Source organism: Cronobacter sp. JZ38, assembly GCF_008932145.1.
In the GTDB taxonomy this organism is placed as follows: Bacteria; Pseudomonadota; Gammaproteobacteria; order Enterobacterales; family Enterobacteriaceae; genus Cronobacter; species Cronobacter muytjensii.
The window spans coordinates 3,233,082-3,245,843 of sequence record NZ_CP017662.1 but is presented as its reverse complement, the minus strand read 5'-3'; the positions used below and the strand labels follow the sequence as shown (position 1 = coordinate 3,245,843).

The following is a 12,762-nucleotide window of genomic DNA, read 5'->3' as shown; positions in this document are numbered from 1 at the left end:
GATACATCGGATACGCCGAAGATGAATGCGTCTCATTATAGAACTGACATGCCTAAATGAAAACCGCAAGCGTCCGGCAAAAAAGAGCTTAAAAATCGTGGGCCCGCCAGCGTTTTACACGGGGAGGCCTGATAATTAAGGATGCCATTGTACAGCGTAGTGAGGGAAAGTTAAAAATTTGTAGCAATTATTTTCATTGCTTTTATCTATCAACCGGCGCGGACGGCCGCCCGCGCCGTTTATCATCAGGCGTTGATGATTTCCTGCAGGTGCAGCTCTTCGGAGACCTGTTTCACCCATTTTTCAACGCGTTCCGCCGTCAGCTCCGGCTGGCGATCTTCATCAATTGCGAGGCCGACAAAGTGATCGTCGTCTGCGAGACCTTTGGACGCTTCGAAGTGATAACCCGCCGTCGGCCAGTGGCCAACAATGGTCGCGCCGCGCGGCTCGATAATATCGCGAATGGTGCCCAGCGCGTCGCAGAAGTATTCTGCGTAATCTTCCTGGTCGCCGCAGCCGAACAGCGCGACCAGTTTACCGTTGAAGTCAATTTCTTCCAGCGTCGGGAAAAAGTCGTCCCAGTCGCACTGCGCTTCGCCGTAGTACCAGGTCGGGATGCCAAGCAGAAGAATATCGAACGCTTCCAGATCCTCTTTGCTGCTTTTAGCAATGTCATGCACTTCAGCAACGTCTTTCCCGAGCTGTTTCTGGATAATTTTTGCGATATTTTCGGTATTGCCGGTGTCGCTGCCGAAAAAGATGCCTACGATTGCCATAAGAAGAATAACCTCTTGAATCTAAATGTGATGGTGCTGGCATAACGCCCACAGATAGGGCAATCATAGCAGAACAGGTGAAGGTGCGGAAACGGTATCAGGCGCCGGGTGCACTCTCTGCTACATTGCCCCGTCCTTTTGGGTAAAATTCAGACCAGACCTTACTCCTGCAAGGCTTTCAGCTGAGCGAGGAGCATAGCTTCTATCAGCTCGCTGCGGCTGATATTACGCGCCTGAGCCAGATGGTTCAGCGCGTCCACCGCATCGGCGTTCAGCTTCAATTCCACGCGCTTAAGCCCGCGAACTTTGTCACGCTTAAGCTGGTTGCGCTTATTGATGCGCAGCTGTTCGTCGCGCGACAGCGGATTGGTTTTCGGTCTGCCCGGACGGCGTTCATCCGCGAAAAGATCGAGCGTTGTGCGGTCCGTTTGTTCTTTTGCCATGGTATGAGTATAGACAGGGGAAACAGGCTGCCGGGGCGGGCCCGGCGGTATTTCAGCGCGCCATCATACATCAGGCAGCGAAGCGCGCCAACGCATCCGGCGCGCGACGGCGCCGGTCGGTCTGTTTTTAATCAGTTTCCAGAAAACGCCGGATAGCGCGCAGCACCGCCTGCGGCTTTTCGGCATGCACCCAGTGACCCGCGCCCGCGATAACGTGCGCGCGGGCCTGCGGGAATTGCGCCAGCAGCGCTTCGCGGTGCGCTTCTTCCACATAAGGCGACGCGCCGCCACGGATAAACAGCGCCGGGCCGCGCCAGGCGGGGAGGGGTTCCCAGCCGACAATATGGGCGTATTGATTCCACAGCACCGGCACATTGAAGCGCCAGACGCCATCGACAAACGACTTCAGCAGAAACTGAATCACGCCTTCTTCCGCGATATACTGGCGCATGATATCCGCCGCCTGCTGGCGTGTTGTCGCGCCCGCATCGCTCACCGCGTTGACCGCCGCGAAAATGTCGTCGTGGCGGCGGACCTGATAATCCACTGGCGCGATATCGATAGCCACCAGCTTTTCAATGCGATCTGGCGCCAGCGCCGTTACCGCCATCGCCGCTTTGCCGCCCATCGAATGCCCGATAAGAATCACTTTCTCCAGCCCCTGCGCATCCAGCGTATCGAGAATGTCCTGCGCCATCGCCGGGTAATCCATCGTCTCGCTACGCTCAGAAAGCCCGTGGTTACGCAAATCGACCTGCACAATATTGTTATCCTGCACCAGATCGCGGGCCAGCACGCCGAGATTGTCCAGGCTGCCAAACAGCCCGTGAATTAACACAATCGGTGTATTTTGAGTCGGTTGTTGCGCAGATTGCGTGCGGGTATTTAATTTCATGGCAAAGTTCTTTTTTGGCGACTGACAGGTTAGGTTATCATGTTGACCATTCTGCCGCCCGGCTGCAAGGTTCCAGTTAATTCCGACTTTTGCGGCCTTCCTGGTTTGACGCTATCCGCTGTTGGGTTTTAACTCTATAATCCCAATGACTTGTATTCAGAAAAGAAATCGCACTGGATTAAGATGAAAACGATTGAAGTTGATGACGAGCTGTATCGCTACATTGCCAGCCACACCCTGCATATTGGCGAAAGCGCGTCCGACATTTTACGGCGCATGTTGAAATTTTCCGCCTCCACGCAGATCGCCGCTACACCAGCCAAAGCAGAGATCCCAGCCACCGTCGCGCCCGCCGCTGACAAACCGGCCAACCCGGCGCGCGATCGCGTTCGCGCCATGCGTGAGCTGCTTCTTTCGGATGAATACGCCGAACAAAAACGCGCGGTCAATCGTTTTATGCTGGTGCTGTCTACACTCTATTCACTGGATGCAGACGCTTTTGCCGAAGCTACCGAATCGTTACATGGTCGCACCCGCGTCTATTTCGCCGGCGACGAGCAAACGCTGCTGCAAAGTGGCAACCAGACGAAACCCCGCCACGTGCCGGGCACGCCGTACTGGGTTATCACGAACACGAATACAGGCCGCAAATGTAGCATGATTGAACACATCATGCAGACCATGCAGTTCCCGGCGGAATTGATTGAGAAGGTTTGCGGCACCATTTAACTCTTGCGTCAGAAGGACCAGGCCATGGCAGTCAATAACCGTGCGGGACAGCCTGCACAACAGAGTGATTTAATCAACGTCGCCCAGCTGACCGCGCAGTACTATGTGCTGAAGCCCGAAGCGGGTAATGCGGAGCACGCGGTGAAGTTCGGGACTTCCGGCCACCGCGGCAGCGCCGCGCGTCACAGCTTTAACGAGCCGCACATTCTGGCCATCGCCCAGGCGATTGCGGAAGAGCGCGCCAAAAACGGCATCACTGGGCCGTGCTATGTCGGTAAAGATACGCATGCGCTCTCCGAGCCTGCGTTTATCTCCGTACTGGAAGTGCTGGCGGCAAACGGCGTCGATATCATCGTGCAGGACAACAACGGTTATACGCCGACGCCTGCGGTCTCTAACGCGATCCTTGAGCACAACAAACGCGGCGGCGCACAGGCTGACGGCATCGTCATCACGCCGTCGCACAACCCGCCCGACGACGGCGGCATCAAATACAACCCGCCTAACGGCGGCCCGGCAGATACCAACGTCACCAAAGTGGTCGAAAACCGCGCAAACGCGCTGCTGGCGGACGGCCTGAAAGGCGTGAAGCGTATTTCGCTGGACGACGCCTGGGCGAGCGGCCGCATTCAGGAAAAAGATCTGGTGCAGCCGTTTATCGAAGGGCTGGCGGAGATCGTCGACATGGCCGCTATCCAGAAAGCGGGCCTGAAGCTTGGCGTTGACCCGCTGGGCGGCTCCGGCATCGAATACTGGAAGCGCATCGCGGAGCACTACAAGCTCAACCTGACGATTGTTAACGATCAGGTGGATCAGACGTTCCGCTTTATGCATCTGGATAAAGACGGCGCTATCCGTATGGACTGCTCCTCGGAATCCGCGATGGCGGGCCTGCTGGCGCTGCGCGATAAGTTCGACCTGGCGTTTGCCAACGACCCGGACTACGACCGCCATGGCATCGTCACGCCTGCGGGGCTGATGAACCCGAACCACTATCTCGCTGTCGCTATCAACTATCTGTTCCAGCATCGCCCGCAGTGGGGCCAGGACGTTGCCGTCGGTAAAACGCTGGTTTCTTCCGCGATGATCGACCGTGTGGTCGACGCGCTGGGCCGTAAGCTGGTGGAAGTGCCGGTCGGGTTTAAATGGTTCGTTGACGGTCTCTACGACGGCAGCTTCGGCTTTGGCGGCGAAGAGAGCGCGGGCGCGTCCTTCCTGCGCTTTGACGGCACGCCGTGGTCCACTGATAAAGACGGCATCATCATGTGCCTGCTCGCGGCGGAAATCACCGCGGTGACCGGGAAAAACCCGCAGCAGCACTATGACGAACTGGCCGCGCGTTTCGGCGCGCCGAGCTACAACCGTCTGCAGGCGTCCGCCTCCTCCGCGCAGAAAGCCGCGCTTTCTAAACTCTCTCCGGAAATGGTCAGCGCAAGCACACTGGCAGGCGATCCGATCACCGCACGTCTGACAGCCGCGCCGGGCAATGGCGCTGCTATCGGCGGCCTGAAAGTGATGACCGAGAACGGCTGGTTCGCGGCGCGTCCTTCCGGTACCGAAGACGCGTACAAGATCTATTGCGAAAGCTTCCTCGGTGAAGAACACCGCAAGCAGATCGAGAAAGAAGCGGTAGAAATCGTCAGCGAAGTGCTGAAAAACGCGTAAGCGTTGCGGGGCAGGCCGTAGCGCTCGTCCCGGCGATAACATAAAAACGGCAACCTTCGGGTTGCCGTTTTGCTTTGCCTGCCAGGCCACGTTACCCCTGCTTGTTGGTCAGCTCAAAGCGCGCAGAGACCAGCCCGTAGAGCGTCCAGCCCATAAACGTGACCATGGCGCCATACAGCATCGCCTCCTCGCCGGATGAATAGAGCGCGTAAAAGCTGTAAATCGCGCCCACCAGCGCCACCACGTTGGCCTGCTTCGCCTTGCGCGACGGCACATTCGCCACTTGCTGAATGATTACCAGCGCCGCCATCGACAAAATATACGGGATGATATTGGTCACCACCGCCAGGTTAACCAGCACGTTAAATTGTTTATTGAGTGACGGGCTGATGGTCATCAGCGACAGCGCGCTCTGGATAATCACAATCGTCAGCATCCCTTTTACCGGCGCTTCGGCTTTGCTCAGGCGTGAGAACACTTTGGGGAAATAGCCCGCGTCGGCGGAGGAGCGGAACACCTGGGCGATGGTGAACTGCCAGCCGAGCAGCGAACCGCAGCAGGACATTACCATCAGCGCCATAATGATTTTCCCGACGCCCGGCGTGAACATCTGCGCGAACGCCAGCCCGAACGGCGCGGTGGAGTGCGCGAGACTCAGGTTAGGCACAATGCCCGCAATCACGTTGGTGGAAACAATATAAATCACCGCCGCGCCGAGCGTGCCGCCCAGTACCGCAATCGGCACGTTGCGCTCCGGGTTTTCCACCACCTCGGTGTTGGCGCAGGCCGACTCCAGCCCGAGGAACGCCCATAGCGTCATGGCGATGGAGGAGCCTACCGCGTCGAAAAACGGCACGTGATGCGGGTTCCAGGAGTCTGCATACAGCGACGGGCTGAACCAGAACCAGCCGATCACCGACAGCCCGACCACCGGGATGATTACACCCCAGACGGTAATACCGCTGAGCTTGCCGGTGATGCGCGCGCCGCCGAAGTTGGCGACCGTGCAAATCCACAATACGCCCATCGTGGCGATGCCGGTCTGCACCGGCGTCAGCGCCGCGCCGAACAGCTCGCTGCCATAGCCGACCGCGGAGATAGCGATGGCGACGTTAGCGATAAGCAACGATACCCCGTAGGTATAGTTGGCCATAAAATTGCCCGACTTACCGAACGCATACTCCGCATAGCCGCCCATGCCGCCCGCTTTGCGGCTGAACATTCCGCATCTTGCGAAAGCCCAGGCCAGCGCCGTTGAGCCGACGGCGGTCACAAGCCAGGAGATAATCGAAATAGTGCCCACTTCGGCAAGCTTGGTCGGCAGCATAATAATGCCGGAGCCCATCATGTTCACCATCGTCAGGATGGTCAGCGGCACGACGCCCATTTTGTTGGATTTGCTCATCATAACGCTCCTTCGGCGCGGCCCTGCGTGACTGGCCGTTGACGGATGACGTAACACCACACCTGGCGGCGACCGTCATTCTCCTGTACATACACACCCTGTAATTCCGGCGCGAAACCCGGCAGCAGGTTGATCCCTTCTTCCAGCGCCCGGAAGTAGTGCAGCGCCGCGCCGCCCCAGATTTCGCCGGGCACCACACACAGCACGCCCGGCGGGTAGGGGAGCGCGCCTTCAGCCGCGATGCGGCCTTCCGCCTGGTCAAGCCGCACCAGCTCCACCTCGCCACGAATAAACGCGTGGTTCGCCGCCTGCGGGCTCATGGCGACGCGCGGGAAATACGCCTTACGAAACATCTCTTTTTGCAGCTGCTTTACGTTACGGCTGGCGTAAAAATCGTGCATCTCCTGACAGAGCTGGCGCAGCGTATACCCGGCGTAACGGGCCTGATGCTGTTTCCAGAGCGTCGGCAGCACCTCGCTTAACGGCGCGTCGCTCTCCAGCAGCTTTTCAAAACGCGCCAGCTGCGCCACCAGCTGTTGCAGCTTGCTCATCTCTTCGGCAGGGGTGAGCAGAAACAGGATCGAGTTCAGGTCGCACTTCTCCGGGATGATATGGTTCTCGCGCAGGTAGCTTGCGAGCACCGCCGCAGGCACGCCGAACGCCGCATATTCGCCGGTCGCGATGTCGATACCCGGCGTGGTGAGCAGCAGCTTACATGGGTCGACAAAATACTGGTGCGGCGCGTAGCCCTCAAAGGCGTGCCAGCGCTCGCCGGGTTCGAAGTGGAAAAACCGCAGGTCGGAGGCTATTTCCTGTGTCTCATAGCTCTGCCACGGACGGCCATCGACCGTCGCCGGAACGAAGGGGTGTATGGCGCGGCAGTTGTCGAAAATCATCTTGCGCGCCTCGATGCCATATTCCACGCAGCGCATCCACATGCGGCGTCCGCCTTCGCCTTCATGCATCCGCGCGTTGATGTCGAGTGCCGCGAAAAGCGGGTAAAAAGGGCTGGTGGAGGCGTGCATCATAAAAGCGTTATTCATGCGCTTGTGGGGCACATAACGCGGCTGTCCTTTGATATGACTGTCTTTTTTATGAATCTGTGACGTCTGGGAAAACCCGGCCTGCTGTTTATGCACCGACTGCGTGACCAGAATGCCCGGATCGTTTTCATTGAGCGTCAGCAGTAAGGGCGAGCAGGGCGCCATCATCGGAATAAACTGCTCATAGCCCACCCAGGCGGAGTCGAAGAGAATGTAATCGCACAGCGGCCCCAGGCTATCGACCACCTGGCGGGCGTTGTAGATAGTGCCGTCGTAAGTGCCGAGCTGGATAACTGCGAGGCGAAACGGCCGCGCCATCGCGGCGCGCTCCGGGGCGGTCTCGCGTACCAGGCTGCGCAGATAACGCTCATCGAAGCAGTGCGCGTCGATGCCGCCGATAAAGCCGTACGGGTTACGCGCGGTTTCCAGATAAACCGGCGTGGCCCCCGCCTGCAACAGCGCGCCGTGGTGGTTCGACTTATGGTTATTGCGGTCAAACAGCACCAAATCGCCGGGCGCAAGCAGCGCGTTAAGCACCACTTTATTGGCGGATGACGTGCCGTTCAGCACAAAGTACGTTTTATCAGCGTTGAACACCTGCGCGGCGTGCTGCTGGGCGAGGCACGGCGCGCCTTCGTGGATCAGTAAATCACCCATCGCCACATCGGCATTGCACAAATCGGCGCGAAACAGCGTCTCGCCGAAGAAATTCACAAACTGGTTTCCGGCCGGGTGGCGGCGGAAAAACTCACCGCCCTGGTGCCCGGGGCAGTCAAACGCGCTGTTGCCCTGATTCACGTAATCGACCAGCGCGCGAAAGAAGGGCGGGCGCAGCGCGGTTTCATATTTCTGCGCGGCGGCTTCAAGCTGTCGACCATAGTAGTCGCGGTGCGTTTCGTTATCGTCAAACACGCCGGAAATCCGCGCCAGATACTCAGCAGGCACCCGCTCCTCGGGCTGACACATGACAAATACCGGAACGCCGAAGCCAGTCAGCTCTATTTCATCAATAATGCCCTGGAAAATATCGCTGACGGAAATGACCGCCGCGGCAATATCAATATAGTTGGTGTCATGAATATTAATAAGCTCCCGGTCAGTTGAAAAACAGTCCGGGCATAAACGGCTAACGCCGATTTTTAACGCTTGCATGGTGATTCCTTATTTTCAGGCAAAGCAATCCCGCGCTATTTCCTTGCGGAAATGGCTTTGTTATTTGTTCAGGTAAAAGCTTGCCGCCGCATAATAAATGCGGGAAATAACCTTGGTTTTATTTTTGCCAGACAAAGCCCTGCCAGCTAACAGGCTGGTTATCATAGGGTTTATGGCAAAAAGAGGCGCGCATTCTCAGGCGTAAACCCGTTATTACATCACATGGAATTTTCGCTGAGAAATGGCAGGCGCGCTGCGGCGCTAAAGGCTAGCGGGCGTTGAAAATATGGAAGTCGAAGCAGTTGCGGTGAGCAAACATCATAATATGGGTTGTCCGCCGGATATGCGGCATTAACCGATTGTTATTTTCCATTGTCGTTTCCTTTCACTTATTGAAAGCGTGGTCATTTTATCCGGCTTAGAGCGTTATTCTGTGAAAGAGATCAATAAAAACGGCCTGAACCAGAAATAATACGTCGTTATTTATGCATAATGCAGCGCAGATCTCTTCTGGTTACATAAATGTAAGCGGTTGGTTATTGAAATAAATTTCATTATTTTGAGCGTTATTTAATTTTGGCAGGAATTAATTTCAGGGCCTGGAAAGGCACTGTGTGAATAAGCATTGACATGAGGCGAGGATGTATTCAGAAGCAAGGCGGGGAGAAACGCCGCCGCGCCAGGCCTGACGCGGCGATGCGCTTACAGCATAAACCGGTAGCCGATGCCGGTTTCCGTCAACAGGTGGTGCGGGCGCGCCGGGTCAAGCTCCAGCTTCTGGCGCAGGTGGCCCATATAGATACGCAGATAATGGCTGTGCTCCACCGCGTTCGGCCCCCACACCTGGCTTAACAGCTGGCGCTGGGTCAGCACTTTGCCCGCGTTGTTCAGCAGCACGGCCAGCAGGCGGAATTCTATGGGCGTCAGGTGGATCTCCTGCGCGCCGCGCGTGATGCGCCGCGCCGCCAGATCAACGGTGATATCGGAAAATCGCACCACCGGGTCGCTCTGGCTGGCGGCGCCGTGACGGCGCAGGGCGACGCGCAGTCGCGCCTGTAACTCGCCAATGCCGAACGGTTTGCCCAGAAAGTCATCGGCGCCCGCGTCCAGCGCCGCGATTTTGTCCTGTTCGTCGCTGCGCGCCGACAGCACAATCACCGGAGTCTGGCTCCACTGGCGGTAGTCGCGGATAAAATCGATGCCGTCGCCGTCCGGCAGGCCGAGATCGAGAATCACCAGATCGGGCTTGCGGGTCGCGGCTTCAATCAGCCCGCGCTGCAGAGTTTCAGCGTCATACACGCGCAGTCCCTCGCTCTCCAGCGCGGTGCGCAGAAAGCGGCGGATCTCTTTTTCATCTTCGACAATCAGAACGCTAATCACATGACCTCGTGGATATCCAGTTCCGGGGGCGTTTCTTTGGGCAGCAGCACGTGGAAACTTGCGCCGCCTTCCGGGCGATTACGGGCGTAAATCTCGCCGCCGTGCACCTCGACAATCGCCTGGCAAATGGCAAGCCCCAGCCCGACGCCAGGGATGGCGGATTCTTTATTACCGCGAGCGAATTTAGCAAAAATCGCCTGCTCCTGACCAGCCGGAATGCCGGGGCCGCTGTCCCAGACTTCGAGATCGAGCCGCTCGTCGCGCCAGCCCGCCCGCACGCCTATCTGCGCCCGTGACCCCGCATATTTAGCGGCGTTTTCCAGAAGATTAATCAGCACTCGCTCAAACAGCGGGCCGTCAACGTGGATAAGCGTCAGCGGATCGCTCAGGCTCAGCGCGATATGCCGCCCGCCGAGACCCGGTTCGAGCATTTTGAGCGCGCTGCCCACGACCTCTTCCAGCGTCAGCCACTCTTTACGCAGGTTAAAACCGCCGGACTGAATGCGCGCCATATCCAGCAGATTATTCACAAGCCTTGCGGTGTTAAGCACATGCTGGCGGATTTCGCTCGCCTGCGGCGCGTGTTTCGAGCCTTCTGAGGCCAGATCGAGCGTCAGAATTTCCGCCTGGCCGAACAGCACCGTCAGCGGCGTGCGCAGGTCGTGGGAGAGTGCCGCCAGCAGAGAGTTGCGCAGCTGTTCGCGCTCGCTTGCAAGCCGCGCCTGTTCTTCGCTTTCGGTCAGGAACAGCCGCTCCAGCGCGCTTGCCACCAGTAGCGTAAACGTCTCCAGCAACCGCTGCTGTTCGGGGATCATTAGCTGGCGCAGATTGCTCGGCTCGACAATCACCAGCCCGAGCGTCCGTCCGGCGGTGCGCAGCGGAAGAATTTGATAAGGCACGCCGGGCAGGGTGTCGGTGCCCGCGCCGGCAGGCAGCCCTTTATCAAAGCTCCAGCGGGCAATGGCTTCATCCCACGGCGTGATGTCCGCCAGCGGCTGTGGCGGCTGTAATTTGCCCTGGTCGTCCGGCAGCAGCAGCAGGCCGCGAGCATGAAAGGTGGAGGCGATAAACTGCTGGCTTGTGGCGGCGATATCGCGTGCGGTACGGCCCACGGCCAGCGCTTTAGACATCTCATAAAGGTGCCGGGTGCGCTGTTCGCGATAGCGTGCGATACGCGCCTGGTAGCGTACGCCCGCGGTCAGGTTGCCGATGATAAGCCCGACGCTCAGCATCACGGCGAAGGTCAGCAGATACTGCACATCCGACACCGCCAGCGTGCCACGCGGCGCGATAAAAAAGAGATCGAAACTCACTACGTTGATGACGGTGGCAAGCACCGACGGCCAGCGGCCATAAAACAGCGCCACCACCACCACGCCAAGCAGATAGACCATCACCAGGTTGGCGGCGTCAAAAGCGATAAGCCACTGGTGCGCGACCAGCGTAATCAGCGCGCAAAGCGCAAGCGCCACCGCGCAGCCGCGCATCTGCACCCGCCACTTCTCCATAAAGGTGCGGTTGTCGGCGGGTTTCGCCGTGGCGGGCGCGGGTTTGTCATCCAGCGCGACAATCAGTAAATCGAGATCCGGCGCGTGGCGCGCCAGGCGTTCGGCGAACGTATCCTGGCTCCACCAGCGGCGTTTGTTGCGCCGCCCGATGACGATTTTGCCGAGGTTATGCTCGCGGGCGTAGCGCAGCACGGCTTTTTCCTCTACCGGATCGGCGAGGGTCGCGGTCTCCGCGCCCAGCTCCTGCGCGAGGTGCAGCGCGCTTAAAATGGTGCGTCGCGCCGATTCCGACAGCCGGTGCAGGCGCGGGGTTTCGACATACACGGCATGCCAGACGCTACCGAGCCTTGCCGCCAGCCGCGCGGCGGTGCGCACCAGTTTTTCGTTACCGGCGCCCTGGCCGATACACAGCAAAATGGCGTCGCGGGTATGCCAGACTTTCTCCTGTCCCTGTCGGTCGCGCCAGGCGCGCATCTGATCGTCTACCCGGTCGGCGGTGCGGCGCAGCGCCAGCTCGCGCAGCGCGATAAGATTGCCTTTACGGAAAAAATGCTCAATGGCGCGCTCGGCCTGGCCTGCGATATAGACTTTGCCTTCATGCAGGCGCTGGCGCAGATCGTCCGGCGGCAAATCCACCAGCACAATTTCATCGGCTGCGTCGAAAATCGGATCCGGCACCGTTTCGCGCACCTGGATACCGGTCACGCCGCCCACGACGTCGTTCAGGCTCTCCAGATGCTGCACATTAACGGTGGTAAACACGTCGATGCCGGCGTCCAGCAGCTCGTCGACATCCTGCCAGCGTTTCGGGTGGCGCGAGCCGGGCGCGTTGCTGTGCGCCAGTTCATCCATAAGGATAAGCGCCGGGTTGCGCGCCAGCGCCCCGTCGAGATCGAACTCCTGCACCACGCGGCCCCGGTGATGGATACGCTTAAGGGGCTGGATAGCCAGCCCCTTGAGTAATGCCGCCGTCTCCTGGCGGCCGTGGGTTTCGACCACGCCCACCAGGATATCGAGGCCCTGCGCCCGCAGACGCTGGGCCTCCTGAAGCATGGCGTAGGTTTTCCCTACGCCTGCGCAGGCGCCGAAGAAGATTTTGAGTTTTCCGCGCGTCCGGCCCTGCGTCTGCTCCAGCAGGCGATCCGGGTCGGGGCGCATCGGCTCTTCGGTCATGGTTTTTCCTTACGGTTGCAGGGCGTCCAGCGCCAGATTGAGTTGCAGCACATTCACCACCGGCTGGCCGAGGAAACCGGCGAGCGGCGCCTGGGTCGCCTCGCGGATAAGCCGTCCGACTTCCGCTTCAGAGATCCCGCGCGCCTGCGCCACGCGCGGTGCCTGCCAGAACGCGGCGTCTGGCGAGATGCCGTAGTCAAGACCGCTGGCGGAAGCCGTCACCAGCTCCACCGGCACCGCCGTGCGGGCGTCCGGGTTGGCGGCGCGCAGCGCGGCCACGCGCGCCTGAACCTGTTTATCCAGCTCCGGGTTGCTGGCGGCGAGATTGCTGCCGCCGGAAGCCATTGGATTATAAGGCGCTTCGGCGGTGGCGGAAGGGCGGCCCTGGAAATATTTCGCCTCGCTGAATGCCTGGCCGATGAGGCGCGAGCCGCGCACCTCATCATTCTGGCGGATAAGCGATCCTTGCGCCTGATCCTTAAACCACCACTGGCCGAGCACGGTAGTGGCCAGCGGGTAAACGCCACCGGTAATAAGCGTCAGAAAAATCAGTACTGCGAGTGCAGGGCGTAACGTAGCCATAACGTTTCCTT

General features: G+C 59.1%; 11 protein-coding genes. 2 read left to right on the top strand and 9 right to left on the bottom strand.

Going from position 1 to position 12,762, the window contains the following annotated elements; all coding sequences use genetic code 11:
- Positions 1-245: 245 nt before the first annotated feature.
- From fldA to ybfF, 3 genes are all read right to left on the bottom strand, one after another.
- Positions 246-776 (bottom strand): flavodoxin FldA, encoded by a 531-nt coding sequence (fldA, locus tag BJP61_RS15425; protein ID WP_038864113.1) that lies wholly within the window; start codon positions 774-776, stop codon positions 246-248.
- A 161-nt stretch (positions 777-937) separates the two neighbouring features.
- On the bottom strand, positions 938-1,219 hold the full coding sequence (gene ybfE / locus BJP61_RS15420; protein WP_004387174.1) for a LexA regulated protein: 282 nt from the start codon (positions 1,217-1,219) through the stop codon (positions 938-940).
- 127 nt (positions 1,220-1,346) lie between these two features.
- Positions 1,347-2,114, bottom strand: a complete 768-nt coding sequence (gene ybfF, locus BJP61_RS15415; protein ID WP_171998649.1) for an esterase — start codon at positions 2,112-2,114, stop codon at positions 1,347-1,349.
- Between the two features lie 183 nt (positions 2,115-2,297).
- Between ybfF and seqA the strand changes: the two genes are divergently transcribed.
- Positions 2,298-2,843 (top strand): replication initiation negative regulator SeqA, encoded by a 546-nt coding sequence (gene seqA / locus BJP61_RS15410; protein ID WP_038864110.1) that lies wholly within the window; start codon positions 2,298-2,300, stop codon positions 2,841-2,843.
- A gap of 24 nt (positions 2,844-2,867) precedes the next feature.
- Positions 2,868-4,508, top strand: coding sequence for a phosphoglucomutase (alpha-D-glucose-1,6-bisphosphate-dependent) (gene pgm / locus BJP61_RS15405; RefSeq protein WP_171998648.1), 1,641 nt, complete (start codon positions 2,868-2,870; stop codon positions 4,506-4,508).
- A 91-nt stretch (positions 4,509-4,599) separates the two neighbouring features.
- Here pgm and potE read toward each other — a convergent pair whose 3' ends face one another.
- The 6 genes from potE to kdpC all read right to left on the bottom strand — a co-directional run bounded on the left by potE (position 4,600) and on the right by kdpC (position 12,751).
- Positions 4,600-5,913, bottom strand: a complete 1,314-nt coding sequence (gene potE / locus BJP61_RS15400) for a putrescine-ornithine antiporter (protein WP_171999349.1) — start codon at positions 5,911-5,913, stop codon at positions 4,600-4,602.
- Positions 5,913-8,108, bottom strand: coding sequence for an ornithine decarboxylase SpeF (gene speF / locus BJP61_RS15395; RefSeq protein ID WP_171998647.1), 2,196 nt, complete (start codon positions 8,106-8,108; stop codon positions 5,913-5,915). The genes potE and speF overlap by 1 nt, the downstream gene beginning before the upstream one ends.
- A 268-nt stretch (positions 8,109-8,376) precedes the next feature.
- Entirely contained in the window at positions 8,377-8,481 is a 105-nt protein-coding gene (gene speFL, locus BJP61_RS15390) for a leader peptide SpeFL (RefSeq protein WP_106503839.1), read from the bottom strand.
- 329 nt (positions 8,482-8,810) lie between these two features.
- Entirely contained in the window at positions 8,811-9,488 is a 678-nt protein-coding gene (gene kdpE, locus BJP61_RS15385; RefSeq protein ID WP_038864106.1) for a two-component system response regulator KdpE, read from the bottom strand.
- The gene (gene kdpD / locus BJP61_RS15380; protein WP_038864105.1) at positions 9,485-12,169 is read right to left on the bottom strand and encodes a two-component system sensor histidine kinase KdpD; all 2,685 of its coding nucleotides are present in this window, start codon (positions 12,167-12,169) and stop codon (positions 9,485-9,487) included. Before kdpD ends, kdpE begins: the two co-directional genes overlap by 4 nt.
- A 9-nt stretch (positions 12,170-12,178) precedes the next feature.
- Complete coding sequence (gene kdpC / locus BJP61_RS15375) at positions 12,179-12,751, bottom strand: potassium-transporting ATPase subunit KdpC (RefSeq protein WP_075192225.1); 573 nt, start codon at positions 12,749-12,751, stop codon at positions 12,179-12,181.
- Positions 12,752-12,762 lie beyond the last annotated feature (11 nt).

Excerpts from the sequence above, each read along its gene's own strand:
- fldA (WP_038864113.1), bottom strand. The coding sequence starts at position 776 with ATGGCAATCGTAGGCATCTTTTTCGGCAGCGACACCGGCAATACCGAA.
- ybfE (WP_004387174.1), bottom strand. The coding sequence starts at position 1,219 with ATGGCAAAAGAACAAACGGACCGCACAACGCTCGATCTTTTCGCGGAT.
- ybfF (WP_171998649.1), bottom strand. The coding sequence starts at position 2,114 with ATGAAATTAAATACCCGCACGCAATCTGCGCAACAACCGACTCAAAAT.
- seqA (WP_038864110.1), top strand. The coding sequence starts at position 2,298 with ATGAAAACGATTGAAGTTGATGACGAGCTGTATCGCTACATTGCCAGC.
- pgm (WP_171998648.1), top strand. The coding sequence starts at position 2,868 with ATGGCAGTCAATAACCGTGCGGGACAGCCTGCACAACAGAGTGATTTA.
- potE (WP_171999349.1), bottom strand. The coding sequence starts at position 5,913 with ATGAGCAAATCCAACAAAATGGGCGTCGTGCCGCTGACCATCCTGACG.
- speF (WP_171998647.1), bottom strand. The coding sequence starts at position 8,108 with ATGCAAGCGTTAAAAATCGGCGTTAGCCGTTTATGCCCGGACTGTTTT.
- speFL (WP_106503839.1), bottom strand. The coding sequence starts at position 8,481 with ATGGAAAATAACAATCGGTTAATGCCGCATATCCGGCGGACAACCCAT.
- kdpD (WP_038864105.1), bottom strand. The coding sequence starts at position 12,169 with ATGACCGAAGAGCCGATGCGCCCCGACCCGGATCGCCTGCTGGAGCAG.
- kdpC (WP_075192225.1), bottom strand. The coding sequence starts at position 12,751 with ATGGCTACGTTACGCCCTGCACTCGCAGTACTGATTTTTCTGACGCTT.